At 72.6% G+C, this 22,152-nt stretch carries 17 protein-coding genes and 1 tRNA gene; 3 read left to right on the forward strand and 15 right to left on the reverse strand.

Translation table 11 applies throughout. The annotated features are described in order from the left end of the window. Nucleotides 1-19 precede the first annotated feature (19 nt). The 15 genes from NQ707_RS01685 to NQ707_RS01755 form a co-directional block, all read right to left on the reverse strand. Entirely contained in the window at nucleotides 20-1,006 is a 987-nt protein-coding gene (locus tag NQ707_RS01685; protein ID WP_058743676.1) for an FKBP-type peptidyl-prolyl cis-trans isomerase, read from the reverse strand. A gap of 103 nt (nucleotides 1,007-1,109) precedes the next feature. Beyond that, nucleotides 1,110-2,552, reverse strand: a complete 1,443-nt coding sequence (gene pafA / locus NQ707_RS01690) for a Pup--protein ligase (protein WP_404434420.1) — start codon at nucleotides 2,550-2,552, stop codon at nucleotides 1,110-1,112. A gap of 5 nt (nucleotides 2,553-2,557) precedes the next feature. Further along, entirely contained in the window at nucleotides 2,558-2,758 is a 201-nt protein-coding gene (locus NQ707_RS01695) for a ubiquitin-like protein Pup (protein ID WP_058731722.1), read from the reverse strand. Nucleotides 2,759-2,794: 36 nt separating this feature from the next. Continuing rightward, a complete protein-coding gene (gene dop / locus NQ707_RS01700; RefSeq protein ID WP_404434422.1) occupies nucleotides 2,795-4,381 on the reverse strand; it encodes a depupylase/deamidase Dop in 1,587 nt (528 codons plus the stop codon). Next, the gene (arc, locus tag NQ707_RS01705; protein ID WP_279751879.1) at nucleotides 4,378-6,072 is read right to left on the reverse strand and encodes a proteasome ATPase; all 1,695 of its coding nucleotides are present in this window, start codon (nucleotides 6,070-6,072) and stop codon (nucleotides 4,378-4,380) included. The genes dop and arc overlap by 4 nt, the downstream gene beginning before the upstream one ends. 58 nt (nucleotides 6,073-6,130) lie before the next feature. Beyond that, nucleotides 6,131-7,204 (reverse strand): tRNA (adenine-N1)-methyltransferase, encoded by a 1,074-nt coding sequence (locus NQ707_RS01710; protein ID WP_081046162.1) that lies wholly within the window; start codon nucleotides 7,202-7,204, stop codon nucleotides 6,131-6,133. A 70-nt stretch (nucleotides 7,205-7,274) separates the two neighbouring features. Continuing rightward, nucleotides 7,275-8,408 carry a site-2 protease family protein gene (locus NQ707_RS01715; RefSeq protein WP_404434425.1) on the reverse strand — a complete coding sequence of 378 codons (1,134 nt, stop codon included), beginning with the start codon at nucleotides 8,406-8,408 and terminating at the stop codon, nucleotides 7,275-7,277. 5 nt (nucleotides 8,409-8,413) lie between these two features. After that, entirely contained in the window at nucleotides 8,414-9,742 is a 1,329-nt protein-coding gene (gene mshC, locus NQ707_RS01720; RefSeq protein WP_058731725.1) for a cysteine--1-D-myo-inosityl 2-amino-2-deoxy-alpha-D-glucopyranoside ligase, read from the reverse strand. Between the two features lie 77 nt (nucleotides 9,743-9,819). Next, nucleotides 9,820-10,650, reverse strand: a complete 831-nt coding sequence (locus tag NQ707_RS01725; RefSeq protein WP_058731592.1) for an undecaprenyl-diphosphate phosphatase — start codon at nucleotides 10,648-10,650, stop codon at nucleotides 9,820-9,822. 111 nt (nucleotides 10,651-10,761) lie between these two features. After that, the gene (locus NQ707_RS01730) at nucleotides 10,762-11,058 is read right to left on the reverse strand and encodes a hypothetical protein (RefSeq protein WP_058731591.1); all 297 of its coding nucleotides are present in this window, start codon (nucleotides 11,056-11,058) and stop codon (nucleotides 10,762-10,764) included. A gap of 154 nt (nucleotides 11,059-11,212) precedes the next feature. Beyond that, complete coding sequence (locus NQ707_RS01735) at nucleotides 11,213-12,178, reverse strand: L-lactate dehydrogenase (RefSeq protein WP_058731590.1); 966 nt, start codon at nucleotides 12,176-12,178, stop codon at nucleotides 11,213-11,215. 223 nt (nucleotides 12,179-12,401) lie between these two features. After that, nucleotides 12,402-12,487 (reverse strand) — tRNA-Leu (locus tag NQ707_RS01740). Between the two features lie 134 nt (nucleotides 12,488-12,621). Next, on the reverse strand, nucleotides 12,622-13,575 hold the full coding sequence (locus tag NQ707_RS01745) for a MaoC/PaaZ C-terminal domain-containing protein (protein WP_404434431.1): 954 nt from the start codon (nucleotides 13,573-13,575) through the stop codon (nucleotides 12,622-12,624). Nucleotides 13,576-13,583: 8 nt separating this feature from the next. Then, nucleotides 13,584-14,924, reverse strand: coding sequence for a 3-oxoacyl-ACP reductase (locus tag NQ707_RS01750; RefSeq protein ID WP_404434437.1), 1,341 nt, complete (start codon nucleotides 14,922-14,924; stop codon nucleotides 13,584-13,586). A 131-nt stretch (nucleotides 14,925-15,055) separates the two neighbouring features. After that, a complete protein-coding gene (locus NQ707_RS01755) occupies nucleotides 15,056-16,354 on the reverse strand; it encodes an acetyl-CoA C-acetyltransferase (RefSeq protein ID WP_129357498.1) in 1,299 nt (432 codons plus the stop codon). A gap of 97 nt (nucleotides 16,355-16,451) precedes the next feature. On the opposite strand from NQ707_RS01755, the gene NQ707_RS01760 reads away from it, so the two are divergent. From NQ707_RS01760 to pepN, 3 genes are all read left to right on the forward strand, one after another. Next, nucleotides 16,452-17,171 (forward strand): TetR/AcrR family transcriptional regulator, encoded by a 720-nt coding sequence (locus NQ707_RS01760; RefSeq protein ID WP_279751873.1) that lies wholly within the window; start codon nucleotides 16,452-16,454, stop codon nucleotides 17,169-17,171. A gap of 68 nt (nucleotides 17,172-17,239) precedes the next feature. Further along, entirely contained in the window at nucleotides 17,240-19,381 is a 2,142-nt protein-coding gene (locus NQ707_RS01765; RefSeq protein ID WP_404434441.1) for an acyl-CoA dehydrogenase, read from the forward strand. 119 nt (nucleotides 19,382-19,500) lie between these two features. Beyond that, complete coding sequence (pepN, locus tag NQ707_RS01770; RefSeq protein ID WP_404434444.1) at nucleotides 19,501-22,104, forward strand: aminopeptidase N; 2,604 nt, start codon at nucleotides 19,501-19,503, stop codon at nucleotides 22,102-22,104. The last annotated feature ends 48 nt before the right edge of the window (nucleotides 22,105-22,152 follow it).

The following is a 22,152-nucleotide window of genomic DNA, read 5'->3' on the forward strand; positions in this document are numbered from 1 at the left end:
CGTCGTCGGGGTGGGATGCTCACTTGCTCTCGGCCGAGGCCGAAGGAGCCGCCGAGGCGGGGGCCGAGGAGGCCTGTCCGGAGGGGCTCGGGGAGGGTGTGGTCTGCTTCGGGGTGGGCTGGGTGCCGAGGATGTCCACCACGAAGACCAGGGCCCCGCCCGGGTTCTTCGTGCCCTTGACCTCCTCGTCGGTGCCGTAGGCCTGGTCCGCCGGGACCACCAGCTCCACCCGATCCCCGACGTGCTTGCCCTTCAGCCCGTCCTTCCATCCGGCGATGACCTGGTCCAGGGCGAAGCTGGTCGGGTCCTTCGTCCAGTTGGAGTCGAACTGCTTGCCGTCGGACCACTTCACCCCGGCGTACTTCACGAACACGGTGTCCGTGGCCTTGACCTCCGTGCCGGAGCCGTTGATGAGGTTCTGGGCGGTCAGCTCGGTGGGCTGCTCGGTGTCCTTCGGGATCGTGATCTTCGGGCCGTCGTCCTCGATCTTCACGCTGGGCAGGCCGGAGGGCAGGTCCTTGACCTCATCGCCCTCGGCGTGGTCCAGGATCTTCTCGGACACGGTGTAGACCTCCAGCACGGAGGCGTCCTTCGAGCCGGTCTTCGCCTCATCCGGGGCCTGGGCGAAGGCGAAGGTCGTGCCGACCTTGGCGTTGACCAGCGCGTCGTAGAGCTCGGGCAGCTTGTCCTTCACGTCGTCGTTGAGCACGACGGTCATCGGCTGCTGGCTCTGGTAGGTGTCCTGCACCTCCTTGCCGTCCTCGCCGTTGTACAGCGCGGCGTTGACGATGACGGTGTCCCCCGGATCGACGTCGGCGCCGTCGCCTTCCTTGAGGACCTTGGTGGTCGCGTCGTCGACCTTGAACGGGGTCTGGAAGCTGACCTCGGGGGCCTTGTCCGCTCCCTTGTCCGTGTAGTCGATGGAGTCCATCGCGTGCTGGCCGCAGCCGGTCAGGGCCAGGGCCAGGATGGCCGCGGCGGCGGAGAGCTTGAGGGGTTTGCGCACTGGGATTCTTTCCTCGCTGACGGGATCGGTGGTCTTCGCGGTGCCTCACCGGTGGATGCGTGCCCGACTCTAGTACATGCGCCGGGGCGCACTCTGCGCCGGACTAGACCAGCGGGACGCCGGCCTGATCCTCGGGCGGGTCTGCCGGCGCCCGGCGACCCACCAGGGTGCGCACGGTCTCCTCGACGGCCGGGTCGCTGGCCGCGAAGGGATCCTGGCACACGTGGGAGAGGTCGGGACGCTGGTTGATCTTCAGGTGCACCCAGTCGACCGTGAAGTCCTGGCCGGCCTCGCGGGCGGCGCGGATGAATCCGCCGCGCACCCGGGCCCGGGTCCGCGGACCCTCGGCGATGGACTGGGCGATCTGCTCCTCCGTGACCCACCGCCGGGTCAGGCCCCGCCGCTGCAGGAGGTGGAACAGCCCCCGGGAGCGGTTGATGTCGTGGTAGGCCAGGTCCACCTGCGCCAGGCGCGGGTCGGCGGGATCCAGGCCGTGGCCCCGTGAGACCCGCTCCATCAGCCGGCGCTTGATGGCCCAGTCGATCTCCGTGTCGATCCCGGAGATGTCCTGGGTCTCGATCGCCTCCAGCGTGCGCTCCCACAGGTCCATCACGACGTCGGTCTCCGGGCGGTCCGAGCCCTGGGCATCGAGGAAGTCCGCGGCGGCCTCCAGGCAGATCCGCTGCAGCTGCAGCCCGCTGAGCCGGCGACCGTCGGCCAGCTCCACCTCGGCGGCACCCGTGGGGTCGTGGGAGACCGCGCGCAGGGCCTGCCCGGGGTGGCGCAGCTGCAGATCCGGCAGGCCCACCCGGTGCTCGATCATCCGCAGCATCAGATCCGTCATGCCCGCCCGCGCCAGCAGGGTGGTCTCGGACATGTTGGAGTCCCCCACGATCACGTGCAGGCGCCGGTAGGCCGAGGGATCCGCGTGCGGCTCGTCCCGGGTGTTGATCAGGGGCCGGGAGCGGGTGGTCGCCGAGGAGGCGGCCTCCCAGACGTGGTCCGCGCGCTGGGAGAAGGAGTAGGACCCGCCCTCCCGGCCGGCCTGCACGGCGGCCGCGGAGCCCGGGGGATGCAGTCGGCCCGCGCCGACCACCAGCTGCCGGGTCACCAGGAACGGCACCAGGTGGCGCACCAGCCGTGGGAACTCCACGCGCCGGGAGATCAGGTAGTTCTCGTGCGAGCCGTAGGAGTTCCCGGCCGAGTCCACGTTGTTCTTGAACAGGTGCAGCCGGCCCGGACGGTCCCTCAGCGTCAGCGCGTCCTCGGCCTGCTCGGCGAGATCCTCGAAGATCCGCTCGCCGGCCTTGTCCTGACGGACCAGATCGGTCAGGCTCGCGCACTCGGCCGTCGCGTACTCCGGGTGGGAACCGACGTCGAGGTACAGCCGCGCGCCGTTGCCGAGGAACACGTTGGAGGACCGCCCCCACTCCACCACGGGCCGGAACAGCACGCGGGCGGCCTCCTCGGGAGCCAGCTGCCCCAGCCCGTCCGGGGCGAAGCGGAGGCCGAACTCGGTCTCGACGCCGAAGATCCTGCTGCGCATGGGGCCTACTGGCCGCCCTTCTGCACGAAGCCGCGCACGTAGTCCTCGGCGTTCTCCTCCAGGACGCTGTCGATCTCGTCGAGGATGTCATCGGATTCGCTCACCAGCTGCTGATCCACCGGGCGCGCGGCGCCCAGCAGCTCCTGGTCCGTCTCGGTACCGGTCTCGGTCTGCCGCTGCTGCGCGGCGTCGCGGAACTGCGCCATCTCGATCTGTCCTCTCCTCCGGGGTCGCGGGCCTGCTCAGCCCAGGGTCTGCATCCCGAGTCTACGCAGGGCCGCCACGGCGCTCGGTGAGGTCTCCAGCACGTGCTCGGTCTCGGCCCGGGTCCCGCGCAGCGGGTCATCAACGACCCAGCGGTGCACCCGATCGGTGTCCGGGTCGCGCAGCGCCAGCACCTCCCAGCCGGCCGAGTGCACCTGATCCGGCCAGAGGACGATCAGCCGACCCCGCAGCCACGCGCGGGTGTCCTCCGGGGGCGTGCGCACCGCCTCCTCGATCCGCTCCTGCGGCACCAGGGTGCGCATCCGACCCAGGGCGACCAGCTTGGCGTACAGGCTGCGCTCCGGGCGCAGATCCGCGTACTGCAGGTCCAGGGCCTGCACCTTCGGGTGCCCGACGTCGATGCCGCGCTGGGCGTAACCGCGGATCAGGGCGTACTTGGCGACCCAGTCCAGGCGATCCGCCTGGCTCAGCGGATCCCGCGCGAGCCCATCCAGCACCTCGAACCAGATCCGGAAGATCTCCTCGTCCCGCGGCTGCAGAGCGCCCAGGGCCTCCGCGCGCTCGCGGGCGGCCTCCGCGTAGATCCGCTGGATCTCCAGACCCGTCAGGCGCCGCCCGTCGGTCAGCTCCACGCGGGTGGTCAGCGAGGGGTCCCGGGAGATGAGCTGCATGGCATGCACGGGGGCGGCCAGCTCCAGGGCCGGGGCGGCGTCGTGCTCGATGAGGGTGAGCACGGCCGCGGTGGAGGCGAACTTCAGCAGCGTGGAGGTGTGGGAGAGGGTGGCGTCCCCGGGGATCACGTGCAGGCGCCGCCACCGGGCGGCATCGGCGTGGGGCTCGTCCCGGGTGTTGACCAGGGGACGCCGGATGGTGGTCTCCAGGCCGATGGTGCGCTCGAAGAAGTCCGCGCGCTGGCTGATCTGGAAGCCGGGGCGCACGCCCTGCGCCCCGAGTCCGGCCCGCCCGGCCCCGGCCAGGACGGGGCGGGTGGCCAGGAAGGGGATCATGACCGCGGCGATGCGGGAGAAGTCGATGCGGCGGGGCACGAGGTAGTTCTCGTGGTAGCCGTAGGACACGGCTTTGTTGTCCGTGTTGTTCTTGTGCAGCACCACCGGATCCGGCCAGGAGGCGCCGTAGCGGGCGGGCACCGCCTGGGCCGCCCGGCCGGCGATGAGGTCTCCGGCGGCGTCGCGCACCAGCGCCTCCCACGGGTGGGTGGTCTCCGGGGCGGAGTACTCCGGGTGGGCGTGATCCACGTAGAAGCGCGCGCCGTCCGGCAGCACGCGGTTCATCGCGGCCCGCTCCCAGAACCGCGGATCCGCGGCCTGCGGGGAATCGGCGATCAGCTCCCGGGCCACGTCCTGGCTGGTGAGCACCCGGCTGCGGTGGGTCAGCTGGCTCGGGTGGGCCTGCTCCTCCTCCATCCGCCCGCCGCGGGCATCGCGCAGCGGCGTCTCCCCGGCGTAGTCCCAGCCCGCGTCCCGGGCCGCATCCGGGTAGGAGTCGACGACCAGCGCGGACAGGATGGTCTCGTGGGCGCCGGGGCGCGTCGGGCAGCTGACCCCGAACTCGGTCTCGGAGCCCATGGGCCGGGTGAAGATCACGAGCGCCCCTCCCCCGACGCCGCCGCGGGCCGCTCCAGCCCCTGCAGGGCCACGGAGTGCCCGAGGCTCTTGAGCCAGTCCTCCACATCCGCCCGGGAGGCGGCGTCGCGCTGCTGGGCGAACTCCTCGGCCGCGCTGCGCACCAGGTGCCGGGTGGCCAGCCCCTTCTCCCCGGTCTCCAGGTACTCCTTGATCGCGTGCTTCTTGGCCCGATCCACGACGTTGCGCAGCAGCGCCCCGGAGACGAAATCCCCCCAGTGCGCCGGGATCCGGCGGCCGTCGGCGAGGATCGCGTCCAGGTACCGGTGCCGCTCGTCCCGGGCGAAGATCTCCTCGGCGGTGGTCTCGATCATCGCCGCGACGGCGGCCGCCCGGTCCCCGCCGTGGGCGCGCACCTCCTGCGCGTCCAGGGGCAGCTCGGTGGTCACGTAGAGTCCGAGGATCTGGGCTGAGCCCTCCCGGTCCGGGCGGTCCACCCGCACCTTCACGTCCAGGCGGCCGGGGCGCAGCACGGCCGGATCGATCATGTCCTCCCGGTTGGTGGCCCCGATGACGATGACGTTGTCCAGCGCCTCGACGCCGTCGATCTCGGCGAGCAGCTGCGGGACGATGGTGGTCTCCACGTCCGAGGAGCGCCCGGCCCCTCGGGTGCGGAACAGGGACTCCATCTCGTCGAAGAAGATCACCACGGGGCTGCCGGCGTCGGCCTTGTCCCGGGCGCGGGAGAAGATCGCCCGGATCTGGCGCTCGGTCTCTCCCACGAACTTGTCCAGCAGCTCCGGGCCCTTGACGTTGAGGAAATACCCCCGCACATCGGCCCCGCCGGCGGCGGCCTCCATCCGCTGGGCCAGGGAGCGGGCCACGGCCTTGGCGATCAGGGTCTTGCCGTTGCCGGGCGGGCCGTAGAGCAGGATCCCCTTGGGGGCCTTCAGATGGTGCTCGCGGTACAGCTCGGGATGCAGGAACGGCAACTCGACGGCGTCGCGGATCTGCTCGATCTGCGCGGAGAGCCCCCCGATGTCCGCGAAGGTCGTCTCCGGGGTCTCCTCCAGGACCAGCTCCTCGGCCTCGGTCTTGGGCACGGTGCACAGGGCCAGGCCCGCCGCCGGATCCCAGGCCACCGCGTCGCCGATGCCCAGCGGGACCTCGGCCAGCAGCCCGGATCGACGGGCCACGGCCTGGGTGGACTGTCCGGTGCCCACCACGAGCCGGTCCTCGTCCAGGATCTCCCGGACTGTGGCGATCTCCCCGGAGAGCCGGTAGCCGAGGTTCGCGCAGGCCCCCGCGGACTCGGTGAGCAGCACGACCATCCCGGGGCGCAGCTGCTCCGGGTCCAGCAGGAGGCTGACCGGCACCCGCATCCGGCGCCCGCCCAGCAGCACGTCCAGGCTGGCCTGGGTCAGGATCGCCGGGGTCTCGGCCTCCTGGGTCAGCGCCCCCGCGCGCACCGGCGGGTTCACCCGCAGCACCAGCGCCTCGTTCATCGGGGCCTCGAGCTCCTGGGCCAGGGCCTGGCGCAGCCGGCGGATGTCGTCCTGGGCGGTGCGCAGGGTTCCGGTGAGCCGCTCGTTGCGGGCCATGGCCTCGCGCAGGGCGCGGTCCAGGCTCAGCCGCTGCTGGCGCAGTCCTGCGGCCTCGCGACGCAGCCGCTCGCGCTCTCGGTCGGCGGGGGGATTCTCGGCGGTGGACATGCCTCTCAGCATCTCACCACCGGGCGCACCGGGCCGAATCCGTTGCGCCGGGATGCGGCTAGTCCTCGTCCGCCTCTCCGGCGGCGTGGCGGGCCAGGGAGCGGGCATCGCGGGCGGCCCGACGCAGCTTCCGGTCCGAGACCGCCCGCTCCCCCAGGGCCTGCGGGGTCCAGGCCTCCAGGTCCTCCGCGGTGTAGTCGGTCTTGGAGGCCCGCCGCTTCGGAGCCAGGCGCTGCTCGCCGTCGGCCAGGCGCCGGGCGCTGATGAGGAAGCCGGTGTGCGCGACCATCCGGTGGTCCGGGCGCACCGCCAGCCCCTCCACATGCCAGCCCCGGACCATGGTCTCGAAGGACTCCGGCTCGGTGAAGCGGCCATCGGCGCGCATCGCCTCCGCGGTGCGCGAGAGCTGGGTGACGGTCGCGACGTAGCAGATCAGCACCCCGCCCGGGGCCAGGGCCGTGGCGACGGCGTCCAGGCACTCCCAGGGGGCCAGCATGTCCAACACGGCCCGATCCACGGTCCCGGGCTGCTCGTGCTCCCCGAGGGCCTCGGCGAGGTCCCCGAGAGTCAGCTCCCAGGCCGGGTGGGGCCCGCCGAACATCGTCTCAACGTTGCCTCGGGCGATCTCGGCGAACTCCTCGCGCCGCTCGAAGGAGCGCAGGTGCCCGGCCTCCCCGACCGCGCGCAGCAGCGAGATGCTCAGGGCCCCGGAGCCGACCCCGGCCTCGATGACCCGGGCCCCGGGGAAGATGTCCGCCATGGTGATGATCTGCCCGGCGTCCTTGGGGTAGACCACCGCGGCCCCGCGCGGCATGGACAGCACGAAGTCCTTCAGCAGCGGACGCAGCGCCTGGTACCGGAAGCCCGCGGAGTTCTCCACGACGATGCCCTCGGGCCGCCCGATCAGCTGCTCGTGGTGCAGCACGCCGCGGTGGGTGTGGAACTGCCCATCCTCGACCAGGGTGATGGTGCTCATCCTGCCCCGCTCGTCGGTGAGCTGCACCCGCTCCCCCGGGCGCAGCGGGCCGCGGCGGCGCGCCGCCCCCACCGGCTCGGCGGGGGCAGCCGGGCCCTTCCGCGCCTCGTCCGCAGCGTCGGCCGGGTGCGTGGGATTCTCGGGGCTGGGGGTCATGGGCGGGGCACCTGCTCCTGGTCGGGGTCAGCTCTCCCCGGAGCACGAGCTCCGGGCAGCTGCCAGTATCTCATGCGCCGCGGGAGCGGGAGCCGGCGGCCAGGGCCCCGGTCACGGCCCGGCGCACGTCCTCCTCGGCCAGGATCGCGGGAGCGGGCAGCCCCGTGACCGGCCACCACCCGCCGGGCAGCGCCTGGGCGGTGCGCACCAGCTCCTCCCCCGCCAGGTCGGCGGCGACGGCAGGGCCGAACGGCGCGCGGCGCAGCACCGCCTCGACCGGCGTCGAGACCGCACCCGCCTCGGCCACGCGACCCAGGGCCTGGGCGTCGGCCACGCCCAGGGCCTCGGGACCCGCGGCGACCACCAGGACCGGGGCGGGCGCGCCGTCCGGCGGCACGCCCTCCTGCAGCCGCAGGGCCCGGGAGACGGGGTCCCGGGGATCCAGCACGCGCAGCGGACGGGCCAGGTCCCCCGCGCGCAGCGGGGCGAGCCGGTCGCGGGTGCGCTGGGCCAGCACGGCCCGGCGGGCCCCGTCGAGGAGGAAGACCGCGAGCAGGAACGTGATGACCAGCTCCGTCACCCCCGCCGCCCGTCCGGGCAGGAGCAGGCGCAGCACCAGGGCCGCGGCCACGAGCCCGCCGAGGACCGCCGCGGTGCGCACCCCGGCCCGGCGGGATCCGCTGATCCGCCAGATCAGGGCGGCGACGGCGTGCCCGCCGTCCAGCGGCAGACCGGGCAGGAGATTGAAGGCCCCGACCAGCAGGTTGGCGGTCGTGACCAGCTCCACGACCAGCCGCGGCAGGCCGCCGGGGTCCAGACTCCCCAGCAGGATCGCCCCCAGCAGGGCCAGCACGAGGTTCGCGGCGGGCCCGGCGAGGCTGACCAGGGCGGAGCGCCCGGGGGCCTCCCGCGCGGCGTCGAAGGCCGTGTGCCCGCCCATCAGGGTCAGCCGGATCTCCCGCACCTGCCAGCCGAAGGCCCGGGCGGCCCCGGCGTGGGCGAGCTCGTGGACCAGCACGGACAGGCCCAGCAGCACGGCGAAGGCCAGGGCCGCCAGATAGGCCCGGGCGCCGAGCCACGGCAGGCGCTGGTGCAGGTAGCCGCCGTAGCCGACGACGATCAGCCCGGTCAGCAGGAACCACGAGCCGGAGACCCGCACCACGGGAGTCCGCACCCCGCGTTCGGCTCCCCGCTGCGGTGCCACGGCGCTCAGAGGGCGACGCCGAGGCGGGCGGCGATCAGGTCCCGGACCAGACCGGCCTGGCCCGCGCCCTCGCCGCGCAGGGCCTGATCCGCCCAGGCGTCCACCGCGCGCAGCGCCCCGGGAGCGTCGAGGTCATCGCCGAGCCGCTCCCGCACCTGGCGCAGCAGCCGACGCGCCGGCGACTCGTCGGCTTCGGCCTCGCCCTCCCGAGGGCCGGTCAGTTCGGCCTCGCGGGCCGCCTGCAGAGCCTGGCGCCAGGTGCGCAGGCGCTCGCGGGAGCGCTCCAGCAGCTCGTCGGTCCAGAACCAGTCCTCCCGGTAGTGGTGGGCGAGGATGGCCAGGCGGATGGCCCGCGGGTCCTCCCCGCGCTGGCGCAGGGTGGAGACCAGCACCAGGTTGCCCCGGGACTTGGACATCTTCTCCCCGTCCAGCCCCACCATCCCGGTGTGGGCGTAGCGCAGGGCCATCTCCTGCCCGGTCACGGCGAAGGCGTGCCCGGCGCCCATCTCGTGGTGGGGGAAGCGCAGGTCGGAGCCGCCGCCCTGCACGGTGTAGGGCATGCCCAGGAAGCGGTCGGCGATCACGGTGCACTCGATGTGCCAGCCGGGGCGGCCCCGCCCCAGGGCGGCGCCGTCCCAGGACGGCTCGCCGTCGCGGTGGACCCGCCACAGCAGGGGGTCGAAGGGGTCGCGCTTGCCCGGGCGCTGCGGATCCCCGCCGCGCTCGGCGAACAGCGGGCGCATCTGCTCCTCGGTGTATCCGCTGACCCGCCCGAGGAACCACCGGGCGGGATCGTGCTCGGTGTCCGCGGCGGCGCGCACGTCGAAGTACACGTCCCCGTCCGGCTGGGGGACCCCGTGCTCGTCGGGGCCGCCGGGCACGCGGTAGGCGGTGCCCCGCTGCAGCATCGTCTCGACCCACGGCACGATCCACTCCACGGCTTCGGTCGCGCCGATGTAGTGGGCCGGCGGCAGCACGTTCAGGGCGCGCATGTCCGTGCGGAACAGCTCGGTCTGCTCGGCGGCCAGCTCCCGCCAGTCCACCCCGGTGGCTTCGGCCCGCTCCAGCAGCGGGTCGTCCACGTCGGTGACGTTCTGCACGTAGGTGACTTCCTGCCCGGCGTCGCGCAGGGCGCGGTGCAGGAGGTCGAAGGCCACGTAGGTCGCGGCGTGTCCCATGTGGGTCGCATCGTAGGGGGTGATGCCGCACACGTACAGGCCCGCGGTCGGGGCCTCCGGGAGGGCCTCGGTCCGGGCGAGGCGGGTGTCGTACAGGGTGGGGGCCGGCGCGTGACCGGGCAGCGGGGTCCAGGGGGTCGCGGTCCAGGACTTCATGGCGGGCGCCTTTCGTCGGGTGGGATCCGACGCCGCGGCGTCGGATCCCGGTGCGGATGCGGGGGATGCGGCGGGGATCAGGGCACGAGCACGCCGGTGCCCAGCAGCACGAAGACCAGCGCGCCGAGGCCGATCCGGTACCACACGAACAGCGTGTAGCTGTGGGAGCTGACGTACTTCAGGAACCAGCCGATCATGACGTAGCCGACGCCGAAGGCGACCACGGTGGCCAGCAGGGTCGGGCCCGCCGTGTAGTAGGCGTCGAAGCCGTCGCCGATGGACTTGGCGAATTTGTACAGGCCGGACAGGAACACCGCGGGGATCGCGAGGAGGAAGGAGTAGCGGGCCGCGGCCTGGCGGGTGTACCCCATGAGCAGGCCGGCGGTGATGGTCCCGCCGGAGCGGGAGACCCCCGGGATCAGGGCCAGGGCCTGCGCGAAGCCGTAGAGCACGCCATCGCGCAGGTTCAGGTCGCTCAGGCGCAGCTGCTCCCGGCCGACCCGGTCCGCCAGCCCCAGGAACACGCCGAAGACGACGAGCATGGTCGCCGTGATCCACAGGCTGCGGAACTCGGTGTCGATGTAGTCCTGCAGCAGCAGCCCGAGGATGCCGATGGGCAGGGAGCCCAGGATCACGTACCAGCCCATCCGAGCGTCGGGGTCGGAGCGGGGGACGGTGCCGCGCAGGGATCCGAACCACCGGGTGATGATCCGGACGATGTCGCGCCAGAAGAAGATCAGCACGGCCGTCTCGGTGCCCAGCTGGGTGATCGCGGTGAACGCGGCCCCGGGGTCCGAGTCATGGGGCAGCAGCTGCCCGACGATGCTGATGTGCCCCGAGGAGGAGATCGGGAGGAATTCCGTCAGGCCCTGCACCAGGCCGAGGATGAGTGCTTGTAACCATGCCACGGATGCTGACTCTACCGAAACGGCCCCGCCGCGCAGACACCGTCTGCGCGGCGGGGCCGCAGCATGGCCGCCATCCGCCGGGGCGGGTGGGGCGCAGATCACCCGAGGGGCTCAGTCGAGCTCGCCCTCCGGGTCCTCGTCATCGTCGTCCTCGAGGTCCTCCTCGTCGAAGTCCTCGTCGTCGTCTTCTTCGTCCTCATCATCGTCCTCGACGAAGACCTCCAGGGGCGTCACCTCGTCGTAGGTGACGTAGAGGGCGTCCTCGTAGACCTCGAAGGCGTCGGCGATGCCGAGATAGGCGGCATCCACGGCCGGGTCCTGGTCCCCGCGGCGGGAGGCGACCGCGTTCAGGTGCTCTTCCAGGGCTTCGGTCAGCTGGGTCAGCGCGGTGCGGGGATCTGTCGTCATGGTCTCCAAACTAGCCCCTTTCGGCGGTCAGGGGAACACGGGCACGCTGTGGGCGGACGCGGCGTCGCCGCCGTCCCCGGTGACCCGGAAGCGGACGGCGGCGACGCGGCGTCGGCGAGCAGCCGGATCGGCCTCTCGCTGGGGGTTTCGGCTGTCAGTACCCGAGGCTGGACAGGGACTCGCGCAGGGTCTGCGCGGAGGCCTGCAGCTTCTTGGTCTCGGCCTCGTCCATCGGCACCTCCAGCACGCGCCGGACGCCGCCGAAGCCGACGACGCAGGGCACGGACAGGGCCACCCCGTCGATGCCCTGGTAGCCCTCCAGCACGGTGGACACCGGCAGCACGGCGTCCTGACCCTGCAGCACGGCCTTGGCGATGCGGGCCCCGGACAGGCCGATCGCGTAGTTGGTCGCGCCCTTGCCCTCGATGACCTTGTAGGCCGCGCGCATGACGTCGTGGCCCAGGGTGTCCTTGACCTCGTCGGTGAACAGGGCGGAGCCGTCATCCCCGGTCCACTGGTCCACGGGGACCTGCCCGATCGTGGCGGAGGACCACAGCGGGAACTCCGAGTCCCCGTGCTCGCCGACGATCATGGCGTGCACCGAGTCGCTGGAGACCCCGGCGGCGTTGCCGATCAGCCAGCGCAGCCGGGAGGAGTCCAGCACGGTGCCGGAGGAGAAGACCTGGTGGGCGCCCAGCCCGGAGATCCGCTGGGCGACGACGGTGAGGACGTCGCAGGGGTTGGTCACGAGCATGTAGACGGCGTCCGGGGCCTGCTCCAGCAGCGTCGGCATCATGGACTCGAGGATCTTGACGTTGGTCCCGGCCAGCTCCAGGCGGGTCTGCCCGGGCTTCTGGGGGGCGCCGGCGGTGATGATGATCATGTCGCAGCCCTTAAGCAGCTCCGGGTCTCCCCCGCCGGTGATCCGGACGTTGGAGGCGAACAGCGAGCCGTGGGCGATGTCCAGGGCCTCGGCCTCGGCCTTCTGGGCGGCGATGTCGTAGAGGACGACCTCGCGGGCGACGTTCTGGATCACGGAGGCGTAGGCCATGGCGGAGCCGACGCCGCCCGCTCCGACGATGCCGAGCTTGGTGGACGGACGATCCTGGGTGACGGTCATGGTGTTCCCTTTCCTGCGACGTTCGGCCGCTTTCTTCGTCGACGGGCCGATACCACGCACCATGATGCCACCTGAGTGAGGGTTTCTGTGGGTTTCTGTGGGTTTATGACGTGGATGTTGCCGCGGCACCCCACACGAACCCGCACAGACGCGACCGCACCCCGCCGAGTACGGCGAAGGCCCCGGAACCTGGATCCGTTCCGGGGCCTTGTGATGACTCGCGTGCGCGAGGGGGGACTTGAACCCCCACCCTCTAATACGAGGACTAGCACCTCAAGCTAGCGCGTCTGCCTATTCCGCCACCCGCGCGAGTGCCGTCTGACGTCCCCTGGGGGCGCCGGACAACGAGTAGAAACTTACCTGCTGGCTCGACGCTGTGCAACTTCCGCATCGCCAGCCCCGCCCCCCCCCCGCGGAGCCGCGGGGCGGGGGCGGGGGCCGCCTCAGGACGGACGGCCGAAGGAGACCTCGAAGTGCTGCCGGGCCCCGCGCCCGATGCCGCGCACGGCCGTCTGCCCGTCGGGCTCGGGATCGCATACCTTCCACAGGTCCACGGCGGCCGGCAGGAAGACCGGGGATCCGAAGGCCACCCGCCAGGTCCCGGCCGCGCCGGGATCGGAGACCAGCAGCCCCAGGGCCCGCGAGGCGCAGTACATCCCGTGGGCCAGGGAGGACTTCATCCCGAAGGCCTTGGCGCTCACCGCGCTGAGGTGGATCGGGTTGGCGTCGCCGCTCACCGCGGCGTAGCGGCGCCCGATGTCGCCCGGCAGGCGCCAGCGCCCGATCAGCCGGGCCCCCTCCCGCGGATCCGGCCGGTCGGTCTTCGCCGTCGGGGCGCCGTCGTCGCCTGCGGCCGTCTTGGACAGGTACAGGGATTCGTCCGAGAAGACCAGCCGTCCGGACTCGTCCCAGATCTCGGCGAGCACGGTGACGGTGATGCCGCGCCGGTGACGCCCGAACTCCCGGATCCGGGAGCGGACCGTGAGCTGCTCGTCGGCGCCCACCGGGTGGTGCACCGTCGCGGTGTTCTCCAGGTGGATCAGGCCGAGCACCGGCAGCGGGAAGGCCTTGGCGGTGAGCACCCGCATGGAGACGGGGAAGGTCAGCGTGTGCAGGAATCCCGCGTGCACGTGCTCGGCCTGTGCGGCCCCCACGCAGCGGGCGAAGGCCGCCGCCCGCTCGGCGTCGGCCTGCACCCGCTGGCGCACGGGGGTGATCGCCTGGGGGTCGGGCAGGGCGTCCGGGCGGGTGCGGCCCCGCCCGGGCAGGCGCGAGCGCAGGGCGCCCGAGGCCTCGTGGCGCACGACCGAGCCCAGGGTTCCCAGGGGTCCGGCGGGCCCGGCCGAGCCGGTGGATCGGGAGGAGGAGAAGGGCGTGGGCAGGGAGATCCTGGGCATCGCGCGGATCATGCCCCCACCATGGACTGCCCGCACACGCGCAGGGTCTGTCCGTTGACCCCCGCCGCGGCGTCGGAGGCGAGGAAGGCCACGGCCTGGGCCACGTCCTCCGGGCGCCCGCCCTGGGACAGGGAGTTCAGGCGGCGGGCGACCTCGCGGGTCACGGTCGGCATGGCCCGGGTCATCTCCGTCTCGATGAATCCGGGGGCCACCGCGTTGATGGTCCCTCCGGTCTCGGCGAGGTCTTCGGCTTCGGCCGCGACCATGCCGATGATCCCGGCTTTGGAGGCGGCGTAGTTGGTCTGGCCCTTGTTCCCCGCGATGCCGCTGGTGGAGGCCAGGCACACGATGCGCGGGTGCTGCCCGAGCGCCCCGGATTCCAGCAGCTGGCGGTTCATCCGCAGCTGGGAGGAGAGGTTCACGGCCAGCACGGAGCCCCAGCGGGCGGCGTCCATGTTGGCCAGCATCTTGTCGCGGGTGATGCCGGCGTTGTGGATCACGACGTCGAGGGTCCCGAAGGCGCGCTGAGCGGTCTCGGCGATGCGTCGGCCGGCGTCCTCGGCGGTGATGTCCAGCTGCAGGGCCTGGCCGGAGACCTCGTTGGCCACCTTCGTCAGGGCCTCCCCGGCCGCTGGCACGTCCACGAGCAGCAGGCGGGCGCCGTCGGCGTGCAGGCGGCGCACGATGGCCGCGCCGATGCCGCGGGCGGCGCCGGTGACGACGGCGACCTTGCCTTCCAGCGGGCGCTCGGGGTCCGGGGCGCCCGGGCCATCGGCGGCGGCGACCACCAGCGGCTGACCGGAGACGTAGGCGGAGCGGGCCGAGAGCAGGAAGCGCAGCGGGCCCTCCAGCGCCGGGGCGTCGAGGCCGAAGTCCCCGTCCAGCAGCAGCGCATTGCAGGTGGCGCCGCGGCGGGACTCGTGGGCGAGGGAGCGCATGAAGCCGACGACGCCGGCCTGGGCGGCGACCAGCTCGGGGTCGTCCTCGGTGCTGCCGGTGCGTCCCAGCACCACGATGCGCCCGGAGGAGCCCAGGCTGCGCAGCGCCGCACCGACGCCCAGGGCGATCTCCTGCAGCTGGCCGGGGTCGGTCGCGGCCGTGAAGTCGGCGATGATCGCGCCGTAGGTGGTGCCGGGGCTGGGGTGCCGGTGCACCTCGAGGTCCCAGGCCAGCAGCCGTCGGGCCAGCGGATCCGCCGCGGGGCCGCCGACGACCAGAACGCGGGGGTCGGCCAGCAGCGGCGCGACGGGTTCGTCGCGGCGCAGGGTGGTGGGTCGGGGCAGGCCGAGGGCTTCGGCCAGCTTCTTGCCGATCGGGGAGTTGACCAGCTGGGTGTAGGAGTCCTTCATGGTCTCTCGTCGCCTCCTGGGGCGTGGGTGGTGCGGCCCTGACGGGGGCCGCGGACGATGGGCGGGGCCGGGGATGATGGGAACCGGGCCCGGCGCCGGGAGGGGCGCCGGGCCGGCCCCCGGGGTGCGGATCAGGCGGATTCGAGGATCATGGCCACGCCGAGGCCGCCGGCGGCGCACACGGAGACCAGGCCGCGCTGGGGCTTGCCGGTCTGCTCGGCGCTCTCGTGCAGCTGCTTGGCCAGGGAGGCGATGATGCGTCCGCCGGTGGCCGCGAAGGGGTGCCCGGCGGCCAGGGAGGAGCCGTTGACGTTGAGCTTGGCGCGGTCGATCGCGCCGAGGGCTCCGTCCCGGCCCAGGCGGGTGCGGCAGAACTCGTCGTCCTCCCAGGCGGCCAGGGCGGAGAGCACGGTCCCGGCGAAGGCCTCGTGGATCTCGTAGAAGTCGAAGTCCTGCAGGCTCAGGCCCTGCCGCTCCAGCAGCTGGGGCACGCCGTAGACGGGGGCCATCAGCAGGCCCTCCGCGCCGGAGACGAAGTCCACGGCGGCGGCCTGCGTGTCCACGACCTTCGCCAGCGGGGCCAGCCCGTGGGCCTCGGCCCACTCCCGGCTGCCCAGCAGCACCGCGGAGGCGCCGTCGGTCAGCGGGGTGGAGTTGCCGGCGGTCATGGTGGCCTCCTCCGGCAGGGAGCGGCCGAAGACGGGCTTGAGCTTGGCCAGGGCCTCCATCGAGGAGTCCGGGCGCAGGTTGTTGTCCCGGGCCAGACCGTGGAAGCCGGTGAGCAGATCGTCGAAGAAGCCGCGGTCGTAGGCGGCGGCGAGGTTGCGGTGGCTGTTCATGGCCAGCTCGTCCTGGGCCTCGCGGGTGATGCCCCAGCCGGCGGTGGTGATGGCCTGGTGCTCCCCCATGGACAGGCCGGTGCGCGGCTCGCCGGTCCCGGGAGCCTCGGGCTTGATGTCGGCGGGGCGCAGGGCGGCGACGGCGGCCAGGCGCTGCTTGACGGTCTTGGCCCGTCCCAGGGCCAGCAGGGCGCGGCGCAGCTTCTCGGATACGGCGATCGGGGCGTCCGAGGCGGTGTCCACGCCGCCGGCGATGCCGGAGTCCAGCTGGCCCAGCCGGATCTTGTTGGTCAGGTTCCACACGGTCTCCACCCCGGTGGCGCAGGCCATCTGGACGTCGAAGGCGGGGGTCGCGGGATCCAGCGCGGAGCCGAGCACGGCCTCGCGGGTGAGGTTGAAGTCGCGGGCGTGCTTCAGGACGGCGCCGGCGGCCACCTCCCCGACCCGCTCCCCGGCCAGCCCGCAGCGGGCGACCAGCCCGTCGATGGCGGCGGTGAGCATCTCCTGGTTGGGCACGTCGGCGTAGGCGCCGTGGGAGCGGGCGAAGGGGATGCGGTTGCCGCCGAGGACGAAAGCTTCTGCTGCTGACAAGGGATCCTCCGGATCGTCGGGGCGTGCGGGTGGGTCCCGCGCGCCGGCAGATGTGACTGGACTGACACAGGACAGAGTACCTGATACTCTGCGTATCGTGAACACCGCAGCCCACCGCCCCGCAGGTCACGGCCCCTACCGCACCCGCGACGGCCGCAGCACCCGCTGGGAGGCGCACCGGGTCGCCCGCCGCGAGGAGCTGCTGGGCAAGGCCCGACGAGCCATCCACGAGATCGGCGCCGAGGCCTCCATGGAGGAGATCGCGCAGTACGCCGGGACCTCCAAGTCCGTCTTCTACCGGTACTTCCGGGACAAGAACGGGCTGGGCCAGGCCCTCGGCGAATCCCTGCTGGCGCACCTGGAGGCCCGCATCGCCGAAGCGGTCCGGCGCGATCCGCAGGACAGCGCCCCGCCGCGCGCCGTCGTCGCCCGGATGATCGAGGTCTACCTGGTCCTCGTGCAGCGCTCCCCCGCACTGCACGCCTTCGTCACCTCCCAGGCGGGCCTGGGCTGGTCCCGACCCTCCGAGGCCCAGCGACCGACCGCGAGCCTGGGGCTGTTCGCCGACCACGTCTCGCGGCTGCTGCTGGAGGCGCTGGGCCCGGTCCCCGATCAGGCCCTCGCCGCCCGGCTGCCCGACCCCGACCAGGCCGCTCACCTGCTGCACTACTGGGCCCGCTCCGTCGTCGGCCTGGTGCACGCCGCGGCCGAGCAGTGGGCCGGAGAGGTGGCCGCAGGCACCGCCCCCGACCGCGACCTGCTGGTCCGGCAGCTGAGCGCCTGGGTGCTGTCCCCGATGCCCGCACCCACCGGCTGATCCCCCCCCAACTCCCCTCCGCATCCAGCGGAATCCGACCCCGTCTGACACGAAGGAGTACCGCAGACATGACCCTCACCGAGCACCCCCGCACCGCACCCGAGCCGACCCCCGCCGACGATGCCGCCACCAACCGCGAGGTCCCCGAGCGCCGTCGTTCTCCCCGCCCGGACCACGCCCGCACCCTGGACACCGACGCCCTCTACGCGCAGCTGATGGGCCGCTGGCGGGCGGAGCGGGAGGACACCCGGAAGCTGATCAAGGACCCGGCGCTGTGGAAGCAGCCCGAGCTGACCTACCACGATCAGCGCCAGCGCGTCTTCGAGCAGCTGGGCATCCTCGTGCAGAACCAGTCCGTGCACCGGGCCTACCCCGCCTACGTCGGCGGCGGAGAGAACCCCGGCGGCAACATCGCCGGCTTCGAGGAGCTGGTCGCGGCCGACCCGTCCCTGCAGATCAAGGCCGGCGTGCAGTGGGGCCTGTTCGGCGCCGCCGTGCACCAGCTGGGCACCGAGGAGCACCACCGCAAGTGGCTGCCGGGGATCATGTCCCTGGAGATTCCCGGGGCCTTCGCGATGACCGAGATCGGGCACGGCTCGGATGTGGCCGCGATCGGCACGACCGCCACCTACGATCCGGACACGCAGGAGTTCGTGATCAACACCCCGTTCAAGGCCGCCTGGAAGGAGTACCTGGGCAACGCCGCGGTGCACGGTCAGGCCGCCACGGTCTTCGCGCAGTTGATCACCCGGGGCGTGAACCACGGGGTGCACTGCTTCTTCGTGCCGATCCGCGATGCGCAGCTGAACCTGCTGCCCGGGGTGCAGTCCGCCGACGACGGCATGAAGGGCGGCCTGAACGGCATCGACAACGGCCAGCTGGCCTTCGACCACGTGCGCATCCCCCGGGAGAACCTGCTCAACCGCTACGGCGACGTCGCCGAGGACGGCACCTACACCTCCCCCATCGAATCCCCCGGCCGCCGGTTCTTCACGATGCTGGGCACCCTCGTGCAGGGCCGGGTCTCCCTGGACGGGGCCTCGACCAAGGCGGCCCAGGTGGGACTGTCCATCGCGCTGACCTACGCCTACCAGCGCCGCCAGTTCGACGACGGCGCCGGGGAGGAGGCGACCCTGATGAGCCACCAGCTGCATCGGCGTCGGCTGCTGCCGCTGCTGGCCCAGACCTACGCCGCCTCCTTCGCCCATCACGACCTGCTGGAGGCCTTCCACGACGTGTTCAGCGGGGACAACGACACCCCGGAGTCCCGGGCCGAGCTGGAGACCCTCGCGGCGGGGCTGAAGCCGATCTCCACCTGGCACGCGCTGAACACCCTGCAGACCTGCCGCGAGGCCTGCGGCGGATCCGGATTCATCACCAAGAACCGCTTCACCGGGCTGTACCAGGATCTGGACGTGTACGCGACCTTCGAGGGGGACAACCACATCCTGCTGCAGCTGGTCGGCAAGCGGCTGCTCGGGGACTACTCCAAGGAGTTCGCCGGCGCCGACTTCGGCTCGATCACCAAGTACGTCTCCTCCCGCGCCGAGGACCTCGCCCTGAACCGCTCCGGTCTGCGCCGGGTGGCCCAGGCGGTCCAGGACACCGCCGACGCCCGGAAGTCCGCGAACGCGCTGAAGGATCCGGTGGCCCAGGCGCAGCTGATGCGGGCCCGGGTGGACAACCTGATCGGCCGGATCGCCGATGAGCTGCGCCCGGCCCGGAAGATGTCCAAGGCCGACGCCGCCGAGGTGTTCAACTCCCAGCAGGTGCGTCTGATCGAGGCCGCCCGCTCGCACGCCGAGCTGCTGCAGTGGGAGGCGCTGCACCGGGCGGTGCAGGAGGCCGAGGGCGTCAACGCCGAGGTGCTGACCTGGCTGCGGGACCTGTTCGGGATGACCCTGATCGAGAAGAACCTGGGCTGGTACCTCTCCCACGGCCTGCTCTCCACCCAGCGGGCCCGCACCGTGGAGTCCTACATCCTGCGCCTGATCGACCGGATCGAGCCCTACACCCTGGATCTGGTGGCCGCCTTCGGCTACGAGCAGGAGCACCTGCGCGCGGAGATCTCCTCCGGGATCGAGGCCGAGCGCCAGGAGGAGGCCCGCGCCTACTACCGCGATCTGCGGGCCAGCTCCGAGGCTCCGGTGGAGGAGAAGACGCTGCGGGCCCGTCAGGCCGGCGCCGGGAAGACCGCCCGACGCCGCTGAGCCACCCCCCCCGCCGAGTCGCGCTCGCCGATGCGCCGCACCCGGGTCCCTCCCCCCCCCACGGGACCCGGGTGCGGCCATGCCGACATGGTGCATCTCACGTGTGTTTTGATGAAGGGGTGCGAAACGACAACCTGACGGCTGAGGAAGCCCGCGACCGCTCGGCGCTGCTGCGCGTCGACAGCTATGACGTCCATGTGGACCTGACCCACGCCGTGGACCCCGAGCGCCTGGCCTACCCGGTGCGCGCGGCGGTCCGCTTCGAGGTGCTCGCCGAGGATCCGGCGGCTCAGACCACGTTCATCGAGTATCTGCACCATTCGGTCGAGGCGATCACCCTCAACGGCCGCCGCCTGGACCCCCGGACCGCGGTGGTCGGCTCGCGGATCACCCTGACGGGTCTGGAGCGCAGCAACGAGCTCGTCGTGCACGGCTTCTCCCTGTACTCCCGCTCCGGGGAGGGCCTGCACCGCTTCCTGGACCCGGAGGACGGGCGCACCTATCTGTACACCCAGTACGAGCCGGCCGACTGCCGCCGGGTCTTCCCGACCTTCGAGCAGCCGGACCTGAAGGCCTCCTTCCGCTTCGCCGTGACCGCCCCCAGGGACTGGGTCGTCGCCTCCAACACCCCGGTGGAGCGGGAGGAGCAGGATCCGGTGGATGAGAGCGTGAGCAAGCGGATCTTCGCCCCGACGCAGCGGATCTCCACCTACATCACGACGCTGCTGGCCGGGCAGTACCACGCGGTCAGCTCGATGTACCAGCCCAGCGCGGAGACCGCGGTGGACGGCGTCGAGCCGAAGCCGATGACCCTGTACTGCCGGCAGGCGCTGGCCGCGCATCTGCCGGCTCGGGAGCTGTTCGAGCTGGTCGGGGCCGGTCTGGACTTCTTCCAGGACCTGTTCGACCTGGCCTACCCCTTCCCGCAGTACGACCAGGCCTTCGTCCCGGAGTACAACCTGGGCGCGATGGAGAATCCGGGGCTGGTGACCTTCACCGAGAACTACCTGCACCCGGGCGGGGCCACCGAGGCCCAGCGCGAGGCGCGGGCCAACGTCATCATGCACGAGATGTCGCACATGTGGTTCGGGGACCTGGTCACCATGAGCTGGTGGTCCGGCCTGTGGCTGAAGGAGTCCTTCGCGGAGTTCATGGGCGCCCTGGGGGCTGAGCGCGCCGGCGGCTTCGACCAGGCCTGGGTCAGCTTCGCCCACGGACGCAAGGCCTGGGCCTATCGCCAGGACGCCTACTCCACGACCCACCCGATCGTCGCGGACATCCCCGATGTGGAGGCGGCCAAGCAGAACTTCGACGGCATCACCTACGCCAAGGGCGCCTCGGTGCTCAAGCAGCTGGTGGCCCACGTGGGCTTCGAGCGGTTCATCGGTGCCGCCCGGGTCTACTTCCGCCGCCACGCCTGGGGGACCGCGCGCCTGGAGGATTTCCTGGCGGCCCTGGAGGAGTCCTGCGGGCGGGACCTCGCGGCCTGGGCGCGGCAGTGGCTGCAGACCTCCGGGGTCTCGGTGCTGCGCCAGGACGGCTCCCGCCTCATCCAGGAGCTGCCCGAGGGCGTCTCCCCCGAGCTCGGCCGGGCCCACACGCTGCACGCGGGCGTCTTCGACGAGATCGACGGCACCCTGCGCCTGCGCGAGGACCGGGCCCTGGAGGTGCCCGCGGGCCCCGAGGGCCTGGACCTGGAGCTTCCGGGCGCCCTCGCCGCCGCGGATCCGCGGGGTCTGCTGCTGCTGAACCGGGAGGACCTGACCTACGCCGTCACCCGGGTGGCCCCGGACCAGCTGGACACCTCGCTGCGAGCCGGACACACCCTGGAGGCCCCGCTGGATCGGGCCGTGCTCGGCTCCGCCCTGTGGACCATGGTCCGCGACGCGCAGCTGACCCCGTCCTCCTACCTCGGCTACGCTCTGGCCGGGGTGCGCGCGGAGAACAGCGCGACCCTGTTGGAGACGACGGCCCGGCACGTGCACGAGGCCATCGAGGAGCTCTGCGCCCCCGCCCAGCGCCCGCAGCTGCGTTCCCGGGCCGCCGAGGCTTTCCTCATCGCCCTGGAGGCAGCGGCCCCCGAATCCGACGCGCAGCGCATCCTGCTGCGCCACGTCCTGATCCTGGCCCGCACCACCGAGGAGGCGCTGCCGGTGGCCGAGCAGGTGCACGCCGCCTGGTCTGAGGATCCTGGTGCGGCCCGCTGGGGCGGGCTGGAGCTGACCGACGAGTTGGCCTGGAGCGCCCGGCTCGCCCTGGCCGTGTCCGGTCGTCTCACAGCGGAGGACCTGGACGTCGCCCTGGATGCCCGGCGCAACCGGCACGCCGAGGTGGGCTGGAACCGGGCCAGGGCAGCGGTGCCGGATGCCGCGGCCAAGCAGTGGGCGTGGGCGCGGATCTTCTCCGGGCGTCTGTCCAATGACGAGCTCTCCGCCGCGGCCGCAGGCATCGCCGACGGTCCGGCGCGGCTGCGCGCGGCCTACGCCGATCGCTACTTCGCCGCGCTGGAGTCGGTGTGGGCCGAGCACTCCATCGGCATGGCCTCCCGGATCGTGGGAGGGCTGTTCCCGGACCTCGACGCCGTCGAGGACTCCCCGCAGCGAGCCGGGGCCTGGCTCGAGGAACATGAGCAGGCCCCCCGGGCGCTGCGTCGGCTGGTCATCGAGCACCGGGAGGACGCGCTGCGGGTGCGCCGGGTGCGCGCAGCCTGCGCCGGGGTGTGAGATTCTGGAGGGGCCGCCGCGCGCTGGTCCCCTCCACGTGCGGCATCC

Origin of the sequence: Rothia sp. BD8, assembly GCF_044878465.1 — a bacterium.
Lineage (GTDB): Bacteria > Actinomycetota > Actinomycetes > Actinomycetales > Micrococcaceae > Rothia > Rothia kristinae.